The sequence below is a fragment of the Nocardioides alkalitolerans genome, assembly GCA_038184435.1.
GTDB lineage: Bacteria > Actinomycetota > Actinomycetes > Propionibacteriales > Nocardioidaceae > Nocardioides > Nocardioides alkalitolerans_A.
This window is the reverse complement of sequence record CP116227.1, coordinates 1,736,601-1,755,042: the sequence shown is the minus strand read 5'-3', so window position 1 is coordinate 1,755,042 and position 18,442 is coordinate 1,736,601. Positions and strand designations below refer to the sequence as shown.

The 18,442-nt window shown below is 73.4% G+C and carries 15 protein-coding genes; 12 read left to right on the top strand and 3 right to left on the bottom strand.

The window, feature by feature from the left end:
* Positions 1–130: 130 nt before the first annotated feature.
* From PIR53_08410 to PIR53_08360, 11 genes are all read left to right on the top strand, one after another.
* Complete coding sequence (locus tag PIR53_08410) at positions 131–1,978, top strand: methylmalonyl-CoA mutase family protein (GenBank protein ID WZH53999.1); 1,848 nt, start codon at positions 131–133, stop codon at positions 1,976–1,978.
* Between the two features lie 50 nt (positions 1,979–2,028).
* Positions 2,029–4,149 carry a methylmalonyl-CoA mutase gene (gene scpA / locus PIR53_08405; GenBank protein ID WZH54425.1) on the top strand — a complete coding sequence of 707 codons (2,121 nt, stop codon included), beginning with the start codon at positions 2,029–2,031 and terminating at the stop codon, positions 4,147–4,149.
* Positions 4,149–5,150, top strand: coding sequence for a methylmalonyl Co-A mutase-associated GTPase MeaB (meaB, locus tag PIR53_08400; protein ID WZH53998.1), 1,002 nt, complete (start codon positions 4,149–4,151; stop codon positions 5,148–5,150). Before scpA ends, meaB begins: the two co-directional genes overlap by 1 nt.
* 82 nt (positions 5,151–5,232) lie before the next feature.
* A complete protein-coding gene (locus PIR53_08395; GenBank protein ID WZH53997.1) occupies positions 5,233–6,423 on the top strand; it encodes an amidohydrolase in 1,191 nt (396 codons plus the stop codon).
* 115 nt (positions 6,424–6,538) lie between these two features.
* Positions 6,539–7,588, top strand: coding sequence for a BMP family ABC transporter substrate-binding protein (locus PIR53_08390; protein ID WZH53996.1), 1,050 nt, complete (start codon positions 6,539–6,541; stop codon positions 7,586–7,588).
* 183 nt (positions 7,589–7,771) lie between these two features.
* Positions 7,772–9,337, top strand: coding sequence for an ABC transporter ATP-binding protein (locus PIR53_08385; GenBank protein ID WZH53995.1), 1,566 nt, complete (start codon positions 7,772–7,774; stop codon positions 9,335–9,337).
* Positions 9,334–10,527: an ABC transporter permease gene (locus PIR53_08380; GenBank protein ID WZH53994.1), complete on the top strand. Its 1,194-nt coding sequence runs from the start codon at positions 9,334–9,336 to the stop codon at positions 10,525–10,527. The genes PIR53_08385 and PIR53_08380 overlap by 4 nt, the downstream gene beginning before the upstream one ends.
* Positions 10,524–11,789 (top strand): ABC transporter permease, encoded by a 1,266-nt coding sequence (locus tag PIR53_08375; GenBank protein ID WZH53993.1) that lies wholly within the window; start codon positions 10,524–10,526, stop codon positions 11,787–11,789. Before PIR53_08380 ends, PIR53_08375 begins: the two co-directional genes overlap by 4 nt.
* A 59-nt stretch (positions 11,790–11,848) precedes the next feature.
* A complete protein-coding gene (locus tag PIR53_08370; protein ID WZH54424.1) occupies positions 11,849–12,229 on the top strand; it encodes a cytidine deaminase in 381 nt (126 codons plus the stop codon).
* Complete coding sequence (locus PIR53_08365; GenBank protein ID WZH53992.1) at positions 12,186–13,418, top strand: cytochrome P450; 1,233 nt, start codon at positions 12,186–12,188, stop codon at positions 13,416–13,418. Before PIR53_08370 ends, PIR53_08365 begins: the two co-directional genes overlap by 44 nt.
* Positions 13,419–13,446: 28 nt before the next feature.
* Positions 13,447–14,730: a thymidine phosphorylase gene (locus PIR53_08360; protein WZH53991.1), complete on the top strand. Its 1,284-nt coding sequence runs from the start codon at positions 13,447–13,449 to the stop codon at positions 14,728–14,730.
* An 86-nt stretch (positions 14,731–14,816) separates the two neighbouring features.
* On the opposite strand, the gene PIR53_08355 is transcribed toward PIR53_08360, so the two are convergent.
* Positions 14,817–15,269 (bottom strand): MaoC family dehydratase, encoded by a 453-nt coding sequence (locus PIR53_08355; protein ID WZH53990.1) that lies wholly within the window; start codon positions 15,267–15,269, stop codon positions 14,817–14,819.
* Between the two features lie 74 nt (positions 15,270–15,343).
* Here PIR53_08355 and PIR53_08350 point away from each other — a divergent pair, with 74 nt between their 5' ends.
* On the top strand, positions 15,344–16,450 hold the full coding sequence (locus PIR53_08350) for an adenosine deaminase (protein ID WZH53989.1): 1,107 nt from the start codon (positions 15,344–15,346) through the stop codon (positions 16,448–16,450).
* Here the strand turns inward: PIR53_08350 and PIR53_08345 are convergent.
* Together PIR53_08345 and deoC are read right to left on the bottom strand one after the other, a co-directional pair.
* Positions 16,422–17,711 (bottom strand): hypothetical protein, encoded by a 1,290-nt coding sequence (locus PIR53_08345; protein ID WZH53988.1) that lies wholly within the window; start codon positions 17,709–17,711, stop codon positions 16,422–16,424. The genes PIR53_08350 and PIR53_08345 overlap by 29 nt on opposite strands.
* 23 nt (positions 17,712–17,734) lie before the next feature.
* The gene (gene deoC, locus PIR53_08340; GenBank protein WZH53987.1) at positions 17,735–18,442 is read right to left on the bottom strand and encodes a deoxyribose-phosphate aldolase; all 708 of its coding nucleotides are present in this window, start codon (positions 18,440–18,442) and stop codon (positions 17,735–17,737) included.

Genomic DNA, 18,442 nt, shown 5'->3' with positions numbered 1-18,442 from the left:
GGTGGCCGGTGCGTGAAGGGCGCGGGGCGACGGTCGCGGACGCCGGTGTGAGATATGTCGCCGACCGATCGTTCGGTTCTCGGCGGGGGTCGGGGTCCCTGCGCAGGAACCCTCCCCTATATTGCGGCCCATGAGCGAAGTCGAAGGCGGGCTCGACGAGCCGACCGAGCTGCAACCCGACCAGGGTGCGCTGGCCCTCGCCGACCCGGAGACCGACGCCTGGGGCCAGGCGGACTGGGAGGCCGAGACGGCGCGCGTGCTGCGCAAGAGCCGTCGGCTGACCGACGAGGACCCCGACGCGGCGGTCTGGGACAAGCTGACCCGGACCACCCTCGACGGGATCGCGGTGCCGCCGATCGGTCGCCCCGAGGACGTCGAGCACCTGCGGGCGGGCGTCCTGCGCCCGTCGCGCACCGGCGGCTGGGACATCCGGGCCCACCTGGGCGCCCGGTCCGTGCCGGCGAAGGACGCGAACGAGACGCTGCTCCTCGACCTCGAGGGCGGCGTCACCTCGCTGTGGCTGCGCGTCGACGCCGACACCGACCTCGACGCCCTCCTGAAGGGCGTCTACCTCGACCTCGCCCCCGTCGTGCTCGAGGCCCCGCGGGAGCCCGGCGCCGGAGTCGCCGTCGCGCGGGCGTTCCTGGCGCACCTCGAGGCGACCACGCCCGCTCCCGGCACCAACCTGGGCGTCGACGCGCTGGCGCCAGCCGAGGACCTCGTCGCCGTGGCCCGCCTGGCGGTCGACGCCGGCGTGCTCGGCCTCGTCGTCGACGCCACCACGGTGCACGACCGGGGTGCCTCGGACGCGCAGGACCTCGCCTACGCCCTGGCCGTCGGCGTGCGCGCGCTCCGCGTGCTCACCGCCGCCGAGGCGGAGGGCGGGGCCGGGCTCGACGTGGCGACGGCCGCGGGGCTGATGGAGTTCCGCATCGCCGTGACCGACGAGCAGTTCGCCTCGATCGCCAAGCTCCGGGCCGCGCGCCGGCTCTGGGCGCGGGTGCTCGAGCTGAGCGGCCTCGACCAGGCCGGCGTCGATGGTGCGGCTGGCGTGGAGCAGCGCCAGCACGCCGTGACGAGCCGCCCGATGACGAGCCGGTTCGACCCCTACGTCAACATGCTGCGCACGACGGTCGCCGCGTTCGCGGCCGGGGTGGGCGGGGCCGACGCCGTCACCGTCCTGCCCTTCGACGCGCCCCTGGGGCGTCCGGAGACGCTCGGTCGCCGCGTGGCCCGCAACATCTCGCACCTCCTCATCGACGAGGCCCACCTGGGCAAGGTCGGCGACATCGCCGGCGGTGCCTACGCCGTCGAGCGCCTCACCGACGACCTCGCCGTCGCGGCGTGGGCGGTGTTCCCCGACCTCGACGGAGCCGACGACCTCGACGCCGCCGTCGCGCCGCTCGTCGACGCGACCGTGGCCGCGCGCGAGAAGCAGGTGGCGACGCGCAAGCGCCCGCTGACCGGGCTGTCGGAGTTCCCGAACCTCGCCGAGGAGCTGCCCGAGCGGGTGCGCGACGCCGACTGGCACGCCGAGTGGGACGCGGTACGGCCCTACGGCGCGAGCTTCGAGGCGCTGCGGGACGCACCCGCCGAGCGGCCCGTGTTCCTCGCGACGCTGGGCACGGTGGCCACCCACACGGCGCGGGCGACGTTCGCGACCAACCTCCTCGCGGCGGGCGGCGTGGCGGTCGAGCCCGCCGGCGCCACCGCGGACGCGGAGGCCGTGACCGCGGCGTACGAGGCGGCCGTCGGGACGCACGGGCCGCTGCCCGTCGTGGTCCTCGCGGGCGCGGACGCGACGTACGGCGCGTGGGGAGCCGAGGCGGCGGCGGCGCTGCGTGCGGCCGGTGCGCGGCACGTGGTGATCGCGGGGAAGCAGACGGACTACGCCGACGACGCGTGCGCGATGGGGGTCGACGCGCTCGCGTTCCTCGGTCGCACGCGGGCGGCGCTGGGACAGGAGAGCCAGGCATGAGCGTTCCGAAGAGCTTCCGCGGGGCGGAGCTGCGGGGTCCGGACTGGACCATGGGCTGGGACGACGACGCCCCGGAGCCGTGGCAGTCGCCCGAGGGCATCCCGATCAAGCCGCGCTACGACGAGTCCGACGTCGCGGGCCTCGACGCGTTGGGCACGTGGCCGGGGCTGAGCCCGTTCCTGCGCGGGCCCTACCCGACGATGTACACGACCCAGCCGTGGACGATCCGGCAGTACGCCGGGTTCTCGACCGCCGAGGAGTCGAACGCGTTCTACCGGCGCAACCTGGCGGCCGGCCAGAAGGGCCTCTCGGTGGCCTTCGACCTGGCGACGCACCGCGGCTACGACTCCGACCACCCGCGCGTGCGCGGCGACGTCGGCATGGCGGGCGTGGCCATCGACTCCATCTACGACACGCGCACCCTGTTCGACGGCATCCCGCTCGACGAGATGTCGGTGTCGATGACGATGAACGGCGCCGTGCTGCCCGTGCTCGCGCTCTACATCGTCGCGGCGGAGGAGCAGGGGGTGAAGCCGGAGCAGCTCGCGGGGACGATCCAGAACGACATCCTCAAGGAGTTCATGGTCCGCAACACCTACATCTACCCGCCGTCGCCGTCGATGCGGATCATCTCCGACATCTTCAGCTACACGTCGGCGCGGATGCCGCGGTTCAACTCCATCTCGATCTCCGGCTACCACATCCAGGAGGCCGGGGCGACGCAGGACCTCGAGCTGGCCTACACGCTGGCCGACGGCGTCGAGTACATCCGGGCCGGCCTCGAGGCCGGCATCGACATCGACAAGTTCGCGCCGCGCCTGTCGTTCTTCTGGGCGATCGGCATGAACTTCTCGATGGAGGTCGCGAAGATGCGCGCGGCCCGCGCCCTGTGGGCGCGACTGGTGCGGCAGTTCGACCCGACGAACCCCAAGTCACTTTCGCTGCGCACGCACTCGCAGACCTCGGGCTGGTCGCTGACGGCGCAGGACGTCTTCAACAACGTCGGGCGCACGGCGATCGAGGCCATGGCCGCGACCCAGGGCCACACGCAGTCGCTCCACACCAACGCGCTCGACGAGGCGATCGCGCTGCCGACCGACTTCTCGGCGCGCATCGCCCGCAACACGCAGCTGCTGCTGCAGCAGGAGTCGGGCACGACCGGCACGATCGACCCCTGGGCGGGCTCGTACTACATCGAGCGCCTCACCCACGACCTCGCCGAGCGGGCGTGGGCCCACATCACCGAGGCCGAGCAGGCCGGCGGCATGGCGGCGGCGATCGAGCAGGGCATCCCCAAGATGCGCATCGAGGAGGCGGCGGCCCGCACGCAGGCCCGCATCGACTCCGGCGCGCAGAAGGTCATCGGCGTCAACACCTTCCGCCTCGCGGCGGAGGACAAGCTCGACGTGCTCAAGGTCGACAACGACGACGTCTACCGCCGCCAGGTCGCCAAGCTCGAGCGCCTGCGCGCCGAGCGCGACGACGACGCCGTACGGCGCGCGCTGGAGGCGCTGACCAACTCGGCCGAGCGTGGTCCCGCGAAGGGCTCGCTCGACGGCAACCTCCTCGCGCTCGCCGTGGACGCCGCCCGGGCGAAGGCGACGGTCGGCGAGATCTCCGACGCGCTGGAGAAGGTGTACGGGCGGCACCAGGCCGTCATCCGTACCATCTCCGGCGTGTACCGCGACGAGTCCGGCCAGAGCGGCGACGGGGGGTCCCTCGTGCAGCAGGTCGTCGACGCGACCGCGGAGTTCGAGGAGGCGGAGGGTCGGCGGCCCCGCATCCTCGTCGCGAAGATGGGCCAGGACGGTCACGACCGCGGCCAGAAGGTGATCGTCTCGGCGTTCGCCGACATGGGCTTCGACGTCGACGTGGGGCCGCTGTTCTCCACCCCGGAGGAGGTCGCCCAGCAGGCGGTCGACGCCGACGTCCACCTCGTGGGTGTCAGCTCGCTCGCGGCCGGCCACCTCACCCTGCTCCCGGCGCTCAAGCGGGCGCTCGCGGAGCAGGGGCGTGACGACATCATGGTCGTCATCGGAGGCGTCATCCCGCCGGACGACGTCCCCACGCTCCTCGAGATGGGTGCCGCCTCGGTGTTCCTGCCGGGCACCGTGATCGCGGAGTCCGCGCTCGACCTGCTGGCCAAGCTGCGGGAGCAGCTGGGTCACTGATGGCGGCTCCCTCCGTCGAGGACCTCGTCGAGGGCGTCCGGGCCGGGCGGCGCGCCGCCGTGGCCCGGGCGATCACCCTCGTCGAGTCCTCGCGTCCGCAGCACCGGGCGCAGGCCCGCGAGCTGCTCACCGTGCTCGCGGGGCTGCCCGACGCAGGCGTGCAGTCCCGTGCCGTGCGCGTCGGCATCTCGGGCGTGCCCGGCGTCGGCAAGTCGACCTTCATCGAGGCGCTCGGCTCGCGGCTCACCGCCGCGGGCCACCGCGTCGGTGTGCTCGCCGTCGACCCGTCGTCGGTGCGCACGGGCGGGTCCGTGCTGGGCGACAAGACCCGCATGGGGCGGCTCTCGGCCGACCCGGGTGCCTACATCCGGCCGTCGCCGTCGGCCGGCACGCTCGGTGGTGTCGCCCGCGCGACCGTGCAGGCGATGGCCGTGCTCGAGGCGGCCGGGTACGACGTCGTGCTCGTCGAGACCGTCGGCGTCGGCCAGTCGGAGATCACCGTCGCGGGCATGGTCGACACCTTCCTGTTCCTCACGCTGGCCCGCACGGGCGACCAGCTCCAGGGCATCAAGAAGGGCATCCTCGAGATCGCGGACGTCGTCGCGGTCAACAAGGCCGACGGCGACCGCGAGCTGGAGGCCCGCTCCGCCGCGCGCGAGCTCGCCGGGGCGTTGCGCCTGGTGCGGGGGAGCGCCGCGTCGGGGGAGTGGGCCCCGCCGGTCGTGACCTGCTCGGCGCTCACCGACGTCGGCGTCGACGACCTGTGGGAGCGCATCCTCGGCCACCGGGACCACCTCGGGCCCGAGGGCCTCGGCGCGAAGCGCGCCGAGCAGCAGCTGGAGTTCACCTGGGCGCTCGTGCGCGACGAGCTGGAGCAGCGCCTGCGGCACTCCGCCGGCGTGCGCGCCGTCCGCGACGAGATCCGCGCCTCGGTGCTCGCGGGCGACCTGCCCGCCACCGTGGCCGCCGACCGCGTGCTCGAGGCGTACGACGCGGGCTGAGCCGCGCCGTACCGCTCGTGAGGTGGTGGCCGGGGTCACCGGGCCGCAGCACCCGGTCACCCCTTCGCTAGGGTCAGCCTTCGTGCACGCCACCTCCGAGATCCTCACCGCGCTCGCCGACGAGCTGGTGGCCGTGCGCCGCGACCTCCACGCCCACCCCGAGCTGGCCTGGACGGAGACCCGCACCACCCGGCTGCTCGCGGACCGGCTGGGTGCGGCGGGCATCCGGGTGCGCACGCTGACGACCACGGGGCTCGTGGCCGAGGTCGGCACCGAGGGCGAGGGCCCGGTCGTGGCGCTGCGCGGCGACATCGACGCGCTCCCGCTCGACGACCGCACCGGGCTCGCCTGGGCGAGCACCGTGCCGGGGGTCGCCCACGCCTGCGGGCACGACGTGCACGCCAGTGCGCTGCTGGGAGCCGCGCTCACCCTGCAGCAGCTGCACGAGCGGGGGGCGCTGCCGGGCCGCGTGCGCCTGCTCTTCCAACCGGCCGAGGAGGTCATGCCCGGCGGGGCGCTCGAGCTGGTCGCCGCCGGTGCGCTGGCCGACGTCTCGTCCGTGTTCGCCCTCCACTGCGACCCCTCGCTCGACGTCGGCGAGGTCGGGCTCCTCGAGGGTCCGATCACCGGTGCCGCCGACCACCTCGTCATCCACCTCTCGGGCCGTGGCGGCCACACGTCGCGACCGCACCTGACCGAGGACCTGACCTTCGCGCTCGGCAAGCTGCTCACCGAGCTGCCCGCGGTGCTCTCGCGCCGCATCGATCCGCGCGCCGGGGTCAGCGTCGTCTGGGGCCAGGTCGAGGCGGGCGTCGCGCCCAACGTCATCCCCGCCGAGGGCCGCATGTCCGGCACGGTCCGCATGCTCGACGCCGACGCCTGGGCCGTCGCGGAGGACGTCGTGCGCCGCGCCGTCCAGCTGCTCGCCGAGCCCTACGGCGTCGAGGCCCTCGTGCACTACACGCGCGGCGTACCGCCCGTCGTCAACGCCGCCGCCGCGACCGCCGCGCTGCGGCGGGCCGCCCTGACGGTGCTCGGCCCGACGGGGGTCGCGACCACGCGGCAGAGCCTCGGTGGCGAGGACTTCGGGTGGTACCTGCAGCAGGTGCCCGGGGCCCTCGCCCGGCTCGGCACGCGCACCCCGGGCGGGCGCACCTACGACCTCCACCAAGGCGACCTGGTGGTCGACGAGCGCGCCGTCACCATCGGCGCCGCGCTGCTCGTGGAGACCGCGCTCGAGGCCCTCGCGGGGCCCGCCGTCAACGCTAGGTAACAGTTCGATGGAGAACGACCGGATCGACGTGACGCCCCGATCCGCGCCGTTAGTGTGAGCGCGTTGCGCCCGACCAGCGGCGCTCCCGAGCACGATATTTCTTTGAGGAGGCTTCGTGAGGCGCACGAAGTTCGCCGCGGTCCTTGCCGCGGGTGTCCTGGCCCTGGCCGGCTGCGGTGACAGCGGTAGCAACAACGACGACAGCTCGAACGGCGGTGGCGGCGACGGCGCCGGCTCCGACGTGAAGGTCGGCCTGGCGTACGACGTCGGCGGCCGTGGCGACCAGTCCTTCAACGACTCGGCGGCCGCGGGCCTCGACAAGGCGATCGACGAGTTCGGCGTCGAGTCGCAGGAGTCGGAGGCCGAGGACGGCGAGGCCGAGTCGGCCCGCGAGGAGCGCCTGCGCACCTTCGCCGACGCCGGTTACAACCCGATCGTCGCGGTCGGCTTCGCCTACGGCCAGGCCGTCGCGAAGGTGTCGGCGGAGTACCCCGACGTCGAGTTCGCGATCATCGACGACGCGAGCAACGACCTCGACAACGTCACCAACCTCGTGTTCGCCGAGGAGCAGGGCTCGTTCCTGGTTGGCGCCGCGGCGGCGCTCAAGACGGAGACCGACCACATCGGCTTCATCGGTGGTGTCGAGACCCCGCTGATCCAGAAGTTCCAGGCGGGCTACGAGGCGGGCGCCGAGGCGGTCAACCCGGACATCCGGATCGACGTCACCTACCTGACGCAGCCGCCGGACTTCTCCGGCTTCGCCGACCCGGCGCGCGGCAAGACCGCCGCCCAGGGCATGTACGACGCGGGTGCCGACATCGTCTACCACGCGGCCGGCGGCTCGGGTGGCGGCGTCTTCGAGGCGGCGGCCGAGTCCGACAACCGCGCGATCGGTGTCGACTCCGACCAGTACAACACCGCCGACCCGTCGGTGCAGGACGCGATCATGACGTCGATGCTGAAGAACGTCGACGTGGCGGTCTACGAGTACCTGTCCGACATCGTCAACGGTGAGGACGTGGGTGGCACGGTCACCTACGACCTCGCGGCCGACGGCGTGGGCTACTCGACCAGCGGCGGCTTCGTCGACGACATCGTCGACCAGCTGGACGAGTACAAGCAGCAGATCATCGACGGCGACATCACGGTCCCCACGACCCCGTGACGTCCCGGGACCGAGCGGGCGGGGGTGACCCCGCCCGCTCGGGCCAGGTCGTGTGCCCGGTCAGGACCGGGCAGCTCGGGCGTCTCCTACAGTGACGCCAGTGACACACCATCCAGTGCAGCGGGCCCGAGGACGACGCGTCGTCGTCCCCGGGTCCGTCGCCCGTTCGGGAGGTCCCCGCTCGTGACCACGCACCCCCAGGAGGCCCCCGCCGAGGGCGGGCCCCTGGCCGTCCGCCTCCGCGGCATCGGCAAGCGCTTCCCCGGCGTCATCGCCAACGACGACATCAACATCGACGTCCGCCGCGGCACCATCCACGCGCTCGTGGGCGAGAACGGCGCCGGCAAGTCGACGCTGATGAAGATCCTGTACGGCGTGCAGCCGCCCGACTCGGGCACCATCGAGGTCGACGGCCGCCAGCTGCGGCTCTCGTCGCCCGCGGACGCCATCCAGGCCGGCATCGGCATGGTCTTCCAGCACTTCATGCTGGCCGACAACCTGACGGTGCTGGAGAACGTCGTGCTCGGCGCCGAGAAGCTGCACGGCATCGGCGGCGGGGCGCGCGCCAAGATCCGCGAGATCTCCGACGCCTACGGGCTGGGCATCGACCCCGACCGGCGCGTGGAGGACCTGGGCGTGGGTGCGCGTCAGCGCGTCGAGATCCTCAAGGTGCTCTACCGCGGTGCGCGCACGATCATCCTCGACGAGCCGACGGCCGTGCTGGTGCCGCAGGAGGTCGAGGAGCTCTTCGACAACCTCCGTGAGCTCAAGCGCGAGGGCCTCAGCGTCATCTTCATCTCGCACAAGCTCGACGAGGTGCTCTCCGTCGCCGACGACATCACCGTCATCCGCCGCGGCACGACGGTGGCGACCGTCGATCCCGCGTCGGTGACCTCGCGCCAGCTGGCCGAGCTCATGGTGGGTAGCGAGCTGCCGACGCCGCAGACCGAGGCCTCGACGGTGACCGACCACGTGCTGCTGGAGGTCCGCGACCTGCACCTGGCCGACCCGGCCGGTGGCCGCGCCGTGCTCTCCGACGTCAGCTTCCGCATCCACCGCGGCGAGGTGCTCGGCATCGCGGGTGTCGAGGGCAACGGCCAGTCCGAGCTCGTCGAGGCCGTCATGGGCATGCGCCCGGGCCTCACGGGCCGCATCCTGCTCGACGGGCAGCCGATCGGCCGCCTCAGCACCCGTGCGCGTCGCGAGGCGGGGATCGGCTACATCCCCGAGGACCGCCACCGCCACGGCCTGCTGCTCGACGCCCCGCTGTGGGAGAACCGCGTGCTCGGCCACCAGACCCGCCGACCGAGCGCGCGCGGCGGCCTCATCGACGCCCGTGCCGCGCGTGCCGACACGCGGCGGATCGTCGAGAACTACGACGTGCGCACCCCGGGCATCGAGGTGCACGCGCGCGCCCTCTCCGGCGGCAACCAGCAGAAGCTGATCGTCGGTCGCGAGATGAGCGGCGACCCGGTGCTGCTCATCGCCTCCCACCCCACCCGCGGTGTCGACGTGGGCGCGCAGGGTGCCATCTGGGACCACATCAAGACCGCACGACGGGCCGGGCTCGCCGTGCTGCTGATCTCCGCCGACCTCGACGAGCTCATCGGGCTGTCCGACCGCATCGAGGTGATCCTGCGGGGCCGGCTCGTCGGTGAGTTCGATCCTGCGGCCGTGACGCCGCAGCAGCTCGGCTCGGCGATGACGGGCGCGGGCCAGGACTCCGCCGGGAAGGAGACGGACGCGTGAACGTCCGAGTGACCAAGCTGCTCCTGGGGCTCGCCGCTCCGCTGCTCGCCCTGGGGCTGGCGTTCCTCATCACGAGCCTCGTGCTCGTGCTGGCCGGCGACCCGGTCGGGGCGGTCTGGAGCCAGCTGCTGCAGTGGCCCGAGCCCCGCAACCAGATCAACATCCTCAACAACGCGATGGTGCTGTTCCTCTCCGGGCTCGCGGTCTCCATCGGGTTCCGGATGAACCTCTTCAACATCGGCGTCGACGGCCAGTACCGCGTCGCGGTGTTCGTGGCCGCGGTCGTCGCGGGCGAGGCGTGGCTCCCGGGCTACGCCAACACGGCTCTCGCGATCGTCTGCGCCATGCTCGCCGGCGCCCTCTGGGCCGGCATCGCCGGCGTGCTCAAGGCGACCCGCGGCGTCAGCGAGGTCATCGCGACGATCATGCTCAACTTCATCGCGACCTCGCTCGTGGCGTACCTGCTGGCCAAGGCGGCGGTCCGCGAGGAGGGCAGCAACGTCATCGGCACGAAGGTGATCCCGGAGTCCTCGTGGATCCCGGGCATCCAGGTGTGGAGCGACGTGGCGACCGAGCTCTACGGCTTCATCGTCATCACCGTGCTGGCCGGCGTCGGCTACTGGTTCGTGCTCAACAAGACCCGCTTCGGCTTCGAGCTGCGCGCGACCGGGCAGTCGTCGTCGGCCGCCGTGGCGAGCGGCGTGTCCGCCAAGCGCATGACGGTGGCGACCATGATGCTGTCGGGCGCCGTCGCCGGTCTCGTGGGTCTCCCGATCCTCTTCGGTGACTCCCACTCCTACGGCTCGACCTTCCAGTCCGGTCTCGGCTTCGCGGGCATCGCGATCGCCCTGCTCGGCCGCAACCACCCGATCGGCATCGCGCTGGGCGCGCTGCTCTTCGCGTTCCTCGACGAGCAGTCCAACCCGTTGCAGATCCTCGTCGGCGTCTCGCCCGACATCGTGGCGATCACGCAGGGCGTCATCGTGCTGACCGTGGTGGTGTCCTACGAGCTGGTCCGCCGCTACGGCGCGCGCCTCGAGCAGCGGCGCGTGGCCGCCGAGCTCGCGGCCGGGGTGACCGTGGCGTCCGACGGCGACCGGCGGGACCCCGACCCCGACTCCTCCGCACCCGGCGGGTCCGACCGGCCCGGCGACGGTGACATCGACCTCTCGAAGGAGACGACGCGATGACCATGCCCTCGCTCGGTACGGCCAAGACCGGTCGTGCCCCGGCGTCGTCGAGGACGCGCCGCTGGCGCTGGATCCTCATCGGCTTCCTGCTCGTCATGCTCGCGCTCTCGCTGCTGCAGCTGGTCACGGGGGCCAGCGACCTGACCTCGTCGGGTGCGCTCGCCGCGACGCTCGTCGCGATCATGCCGATCCTGCTCGCCGGTCTCGGCGGTCTGTGGTCGGAGCGCGCCGGCATCGTCAACATCGGTCTCGAGGGCATGATGATCCTCGGCACCTACGGCGCCGGTTTCTTCGGCTACCACTACGGAGCGCTCGCCGGCATCCTCGGCGCGATCCTCATGGGCATGATCGGCGGCCTCATCCACGCCGTCGCCACCGTGGTGTTCGGCGTGGACCACATCATCTCGGGCGTCGCGATCAACATCATCGCCCTCGGTGCGGTGCAGTACCTGGCGTCGCTGACCTTCGTCGGCCTCCCCGGCGGCGGCCAGACCCAGTCGCCCAAGATCGCGGACGTCCCGTCCATCACCATCGGTCCGTTGAGCGACGCCTTCGGCACGGTGGAGGGCAAGGACATCTTCTTCGTCTCCCAGGTCGCGGCCCTGCTGCGTGCGCTCACGACGAACCTCTCGGTGCTCGTGATCGTCGGGTTCCTGCTCGTGCTGCTCACGTGGTGGCTGCTGTGGCGCACGTCCTTCGGCCTGCGTCTGCGCTCCTGCGGCGAGAGCCCGGCGGCAGCGGAGACGCTCGGCGTCGCCGTGCTGCGCTACAAGTTCGTCGCCGTCCTCGTGTCCGGCGGCCTCGCCGGCCTCGCCGGTGGCTTCCTCGCCATCGTCGCCTCGAGCAACTACCGCGACGGCCAGACCGGTGGGCGCGGCTACATCGGCCTCGCCGCCATGATCTTCGGCAACTGGCGCCCGGGCGGCCTGCTCGCCGGCTCCGGCCTCTTCGGCTACACCGAGACGCTCGGCCTGCGCCAGGGCGGCTCGTCCGTCCACGCGCTCCTGCTCCTCGTCGCGGTGGCGGCGATCGCCTTCGCGGTCTGGCAGGCCCGTCGGGGCGCCTCGTGGCAGCTGGTCGGCGGGCTCGTCGTGGCCGGTCTGCTCGTCGGCGCGCTGTACTTCTCGATCGACGAGGTGCCCGGGGACTTCACCCGCATGACGCCGTACGTCATCACCCTCGTGGTGCTGACCGCCGCGGCACAACGGTTGCGGGCCCCCGCGGCGGTGGGCCTGATCTACCGCAAGGGCTCAGCAGGGTGACGGCGACGTCGTCCCCCGAGGCACGGGAGCCCCGGGAGCCCTGGGAGGGCTGGGCGGACCTGCAGGCCGCCGCGGCGACGGCGGCGGGGCGGGCGTACGCGCCGTACTCCGGGTACGCCGTCGGTGCCGCGGCGATCGTCGACGACGGTCGCCTGGTGACGGGCTGCAACGTGGAGAACGCGTCGTACGGCGTCGGGCTCTGCGCCGAGTGCGGCCTGGTCTCCCAGCTCCACCTGACCGGCGGCGGCCGGCTGACCCACTTCGTCTGCGTCGACGGCGCGGGCGAGGTGATCATGCCGTGCGGCCGGTGCCGACAGCTGCTCTTCGAGAACGGCGGCAGGGACCTGCTGCTGATGACGGTCGCCGGTGTGCGACGGATGGACGAGGTGCTCCCTGATGCGTTCGGTCCCGACGACCTCGCTCGACCTCACGGCGCCTGAGCTCGTCGCCGACCCGTACCCGCTGCTCGCGGCGGAGCGGGAGCGGCACGCGGTCGCCTGGCACCCCGGCCGGGAGACGTGGTTGACGTTCGACCACGCCGCGACGAGCGCCGTGCTGCGCAACCGTCGCCTGGGCCGGATCTGGCGCGACCGCGAGCCGGCGGACTACCTGGAGCCGTTCAACCTGCTCCACCGCAACCAGATGATGGAGAACGAGCCGCCCGACCACACGCGGCTGCGGCGGCTGGTGGCGGGTGCGTTCGCCCGCGGTCACGTCGAGCGGCTGCGGCCGCGGGTGCAGGAGCTCGCGGCCGACCTGCTGGGCGAGGCGGACCCGGACGGGTTCGACGTCATCGGCGCCTATGCCGAGCCCCTGCCCGTGCTCGTCATCGCCGAGCTGCTGGGCGCGCCCACGAGCCTGGCGCCCGAGCTGCGGGACTGGTCGCAGGCGATCGTCCGGATGTACGAGCCGTCGCCGTCCGCCGAGGTCGTGGAGGCCGCCGTGCGGGCCGCCGAGGCGTTCGCCGGCACCGTGCGCGAGCTGGCGCGCGACCGCGCCGCGCGCCCGGCCGACGACCTGCTGAGCGACCTGGTCGCGGCCCGCGAGGGTGACCAGCGGCTGAGCGAGGACGAGGTCGTGGCCTCGGCGGTGCTGCTCCTCAACGCGGGCCACGAGGCCTCCGTCAACGTCTTCGGCAACGGCCTGGTGGCGCTCCTGCGCTCGCCCGCGGCCGACGACGTGCGGCGCGCCGCGGCCTCCGGTGACGTGAGCGTGGTGCCGACGCTCGTCGAGGAGATGCTGCGCTTCGACTCGGCGCTGCACCTGTTCGAGCGGACGGCGACGGCCGACGTGGAGCTCCCGTCCGGCGACGGGACCGTCGTGGTGCGGGAGGGCGAGCGCATCGCCGCCCTGCTGGGCGCCGCGAACCGCGACCCCGCGGTGTTCGCCGACGCCGACACGTTCGTGCCGACCCGTGACCCCAACGCCCACGTCGCCTTCGGCGCGGGCCTCCACTTCTGCCTCGGGGCGCCGCTCGCGCGCATGGAGCTCACGGAGTCGCTCGGGCTCCTGCTGACCCGGATGCCCGGGCTCGAGCTCGCCGCGCAGCCCGTGTCGCGCGGCACCTTCGTGCTGCGAGGCTACGAGTCGGTCACGGTCGCCGCCGGAGCGGGCGTCCCGACCCCCTGAGGGCCACCGCCGTGCGTACGCTGCTCCGGTGAGCGCACACGACGTCATCGAGGTCATCACCACCAAGCGGGACTGGGGCACCCTGAGCGACAGCCAGATCGACTGGGTGGTCGACGCCTACACGCAGGGGCAGGTGGCCGACGAGCAGATGTCGGCGCTCGCCATGGCCATCCTGCTCAACGGGATGGAGCGCGCGGAGATCGCGCGGTGGACCGCCGCCATGATCGCCTCGGGGGAGCGGATGGACTTCTCGTCCCTCTCGCGGCCCACGAGCGACAAGCACTCGACCGGCGGGGTCGGGGACAAGATCACGTTGCCGCTCGCGCCGCTCGTGGCCGCCTGCGGCGTCGCCGTACCGCAGCTGTCGGGCCGGGGTCTCGGCCACACCGGCGGCACGCTGGACAAGCTGGAGTCGATCCCGGGGTGGCGCGCCGCGCTGAGCAACGCGGAGATGCTCGCGCAGCTGGAGTCGGTCGGCGCGGTCATCTGCGCCGCAGGCGACGGGCTGGCGCCGGCGGACAAGAAGCTCTACGCGCTGCGCGACGTCACCGGCACGGTGGAGGCGATCCCGCTCATCGCGAGCTCGATCATGAGCAAGAAGATCGCCGAGGGCACGGGCGCGCTCGTGCTCGACGTGAAGGTCGGCTCCGGCGCGTTCATGAAGACCGCCGAGCGGGCCCGCGAGCTCGCCGAGACCATGGTGGCCCTCGGCACCGACGCCGGCGTGCGGACGGTGGCGCTGCTCACCGACATGGCGACGCCGCTGGGCCTGACCGCGGGCAACGCCATCGAGGTGCAGGAGTCCGTCGACGTGCTGGCCGGCGGTGGCCCGGCCGACGTCGTGGAGCTGACCCTGGCCCTGGCCCGCGAGATGCTGCAGGCGGCCGGCCGCGACGACGTCGACCCGGCCGACAAGCTGGCCGACGGCTCCGCGATGGACGTGTGGCGCGCCATGATCTCCGCGCAGGACGGTGACCCCGACGCGGCGCTGCCCGTGGCTCGCGAGCGCCACGTGGTGACCGCGTCGACCTCGGGCGTGCTGACGCGCCTCGACGCCATGGCCGTCGGACTCGCGGCCTGGCGCCTCGGCGCCGGTCGGGCCCGCAAGGAGGACCCGGTGCAGGCCGGCGCGGGCGTCGTCTGGCACGCCCGCCCGGGCGACCGGGTCGAGGCCGGGGCGCCGCTGTTCACGCTGCTCACCGACACGCCGGAGCGCTTCGACCGGGCCCTCGCGGCGCTCGAGGGCGGGTACGACGTGGGCGACGGCGCGGCGTACACCCCGGCGCCGCTCATCATCGACCGGATCGCCTGAGAGTCCCGACCCCGCCCGGGTCGTGGTGGGAGCCCTGCGGAAACCGGGGGCCTCGCACCACGACCCGGGGAGCGGGCGAGCCGGGCTCAGGGCAGCAGCAGGACGACCGTCTCCGCGACGCAGGCGGGCTTCGCCTCGTCCTCGATCTCGATCGTGTAGCGGATGTGCACCTGCTTGCCGGCCGGCAGGTCGGCGACGTCGCCCAGCGCCACGTGGGCGCGCACGCGACGTCCCACGAGCAGCGGCTGCGGGAAGCGGACCTTGTTGACGCCGTAGTTCAGCTTGGCGCCAGGGGTGTCGAAGCCGAAGACCAGGCTGCCGAGCCACGGGACGAGGGACAGGGTCAGGTAGCCGTGCGCGATCGTGCCGCCGAACGGACCCTCCGCCGCGCGCTCGACGTCGACGTGGATCCACTGGTGGTCGCCGGTGGCGTCGGCGAACGTGTTGACCCGGTCCTGGTCGATCTCCACCCAGTCCGAGACCCCCAGGTCCTCGCCGGCGGCTGCGGCGACCTCGTCGAGGGACGTGAACGTGCGCATGGCTGCTCCTTCTCCCGGCGCGGAGCCGGTGCGTCGATTACCGCTGCGGACCCTACCGACTGCGAAGATGGACCATGGCCGAGACCACCCCTTCCGCCGCTCCCGCAGACCTCTCCCGCGAGCTCATCCGCCGCGTGCCCAAGGTGCTGCTCCACGACCACCTCGACGGCGGGCTGCGCCCGCAGACGATCGTCGAGCTCGCCGCCGAGATCGGGCACCCGCTGCCCGCGGACGACGCCGCCGGTCTCGCCGACTGGTTCGCCGCGTCGGCAGACTCGGGCTCCCTGGTGCGCTACCTGGAGACGTTCTCCCACACCGTCGCGGTGATGCAGACCGTCCCGGCGATCACGCGGATCGCCCGGGAGTGCATCGAGGACCTCGCCGCCGACGGCGTGGTCTACGCCGAGGTGCGGTACGCGCCCGAGCTCATGACCGACCAGGGCCTCACGCCCGACGCCGTGGTGGCCGCGGTGCAGGCCGGCTTCGAGGAGGGCATGGCGCTGGCCCGCGAGGCCGGCACCCCGATCGTCGCCCGTCAGCTGCTCACCGCCATGCGGCACCAGGCGATGTCGCGCGAGATCGCCGAGCTCGCCGTCTCCTGGCGCGACCGCGGCGTCACCGGCTTCGACATCGCGGGCGCCGAGGCCGGGTTCCCGCCCACCCGCCACCTCGACGCGTTCGAGTACCTGCGTCGCGAGAACGCGCACTTCACCATCCACGCCGGCGAGGCGTTCGGGCTGCCGTCGATCTGGGAGGCCCTCCAGTGGTGCGGCGCCGACCGGCTCGGTCACGGCGTGCGGATCATCGACGACGTCGAGGTCGGTCCCGACGGCCAGGTCCGGCTCGGCCGGCTGGCGAACTACGTGCGCGACAAGCGCATCCCCCTGGAGATGTGCCCCAGCTCGAACGTGCAGACCGGCGCGGCGCCGTCGATCGCGGAGCACCCCATCGGTCTGCTGGCCGACCTCCGGTTCCGGGTCACGGTCAACACCGACAACCGGCTGATGAGCCGCACGTCGATGTCGCAGGAGATGTGGCTGCTCCACACGGAGCTGGGCTTCGGCCTCGACCGCCTCGAGTGGCTGACGACGAACGCGATGAAGTCGGCCTTCACCCACTACGACAAGCGTTACGCGCTCATCACCGAGGTCATCAAGCCCGGTTACGCGGCGTTGCGCTGAGCCCCGGCGCGAGCGCCCGCCGACCGCGGGGCGCGCGCTCGCGCCGTGGCGTGCAGCGCGTCGGCACGGCGGTTTCGGCCGGCAGCACCCCGCCCCAGACGCGGGGCCAGCCGAGCGCGCGGGCCTCGTGGCGCGTGACCTCGCCGCGGGTGACGCGCACCGTGCCGCCGCGGCCCGGCTGGTAGGCGACGAGGTGGTCGTCGCCCGCCTCCAGCACCAGCACGACGTGGCGGGGGAGGAGCCGCGTGCCGACGTACAGCGGCACCGGGTGGCCCCCCGCGACCGCCGCCACGAGCTGCTCCCAGAAGTCGTCGCGGCGGCGCACCCAGACGTACCCGGTGCCAGGCCGCCCCGAGACCAGCCGCAGGTGGCGGGCCAGCGCCCAGGGCGCCGTCCCCAGCCGCTTCGGCCACGGCGCCTGCGTCTCGCCCGCGAGGCGCAGGCCGTTGGTGGCGGTGTGCACCGCGAGGGCCTCGTGACGCAGGCGCGCGGGCACGTCGGGGTCGCCGAGCACGGCGGCGGCGTACGACGCGGAGTGGTGCAGGTGCGCCACCACGAGGCAGCACGAGCCGCAGGTCGTGGGGTCGGGCTGGCGGAAGCCCTCGATCGCGGCGGCCAGCGACGAGGGCGTCCTGCGGGGCCGGGACTCGACCTCGGCGGCGAGGTCGCGCAGCGCGGCGAACGCGTCGTGCGTCGACGCGGGCACGCAGCCCACCGCGACCGCCCGCTCGACGATGCCCCGCTGGGCGCGGGCGAGCGCCGCACCGCGGCGCACGAGCACGAGCGGAGGCTTGCGGTGCTCCCGCAGGTCGCGGGTCAGGCGCCGCCAGAAGGTGACGCCCGCGGGCTGGGTGAGGCAGTACGCCGCGGCCAGCAGCCCCCGCGCGGCGAGCTCCTCGACGACGTCGGTGGCGAAGATGCCCTCGGTGACGACGAGCGGCGACCCGCCGAGATCGAGCACCTGGGTGCCGGTGCGGCCGTTGGCGGCGATCTCGTAGGTCGGCACCTCGACCCGTCCGGAGCGGCAGACCTCCTCGAGCGCCGCCAGGGCCTCGTCGCGCAGCCACGAGCCCGGGTGGTCCCAGTCCACGATCCCGGCGTTGGGACCGGAGGTGATGCGCGGCAGCGCCGGGTCGTCACCGTCGCGGTAGAAGTCGTCGAGCCGCAGCACGGGCAGGCCGAGGCGCTGCGCGAGGCGGGACTTGCCCGAACCGGACGGACCGGCGAGGACGATGACGCGAGCGGCGAGCGGGGTCGTCATGGGACCGGCAGCGGGCGTGGGGCTCAGTAGCCGCCCGCGGCCGGACCGCCGCCCAGCAGGGCGCGCGAGCCCGAGACGCCGAGCCGGGTGGCGCCGGCCGCGATCATCGTGCGCGCCTGCTCGAGGGTGCGGACGCCGCCCGAGGCCTTGACGCCCAGCGCGGGCGCCACGGTCTCCGCCATGAGGCGGACGGCGTGCTCGGAGGCGCCCCCGGCCGGGTGGAAGCCGGTGGAGGTCTTGACGAAGTCCGCTCCGGCCGCGGCGGAGGCGCGGCTCACGGCCACGATCGCCTCGTCGGACAGGGCCGCGGACTCGATGATCACCTTGAGCACGGTGGGCGCCGGGACCGCGGCCCGGACGGCGGCGACGTCGGCCTGCACGTCGGCGTACCGGCCCTCGACGGCCGCGCCCACGTCGATGACCATGTCGATCTCGTCGGCGCCGTTCGCGACGGCCTCCGCGGCCTCGGCCGCCTTGACGGTCGAGGTGTGCTTGCCGCTCGGGAAGCCGCAGACGACGGCGACCTTCAGGCCCGCGGGCACGGTCAGCGGCAGCATGTTCGGCGAGACGCACACGGAGTAGACGCCCAGCTCGGCGGCCTCGGCGACGAGCGCCTCGACGTCGGCCCGCGTCGCCTCGGGCTTGAGCAGGGTGTGGTCGATGAGACGGGCGACCTCGGCCGCCGTCGGCTCGTCGGCGGGCGTGGGCTCGGGGGTCTGCGCGTCGGTCAC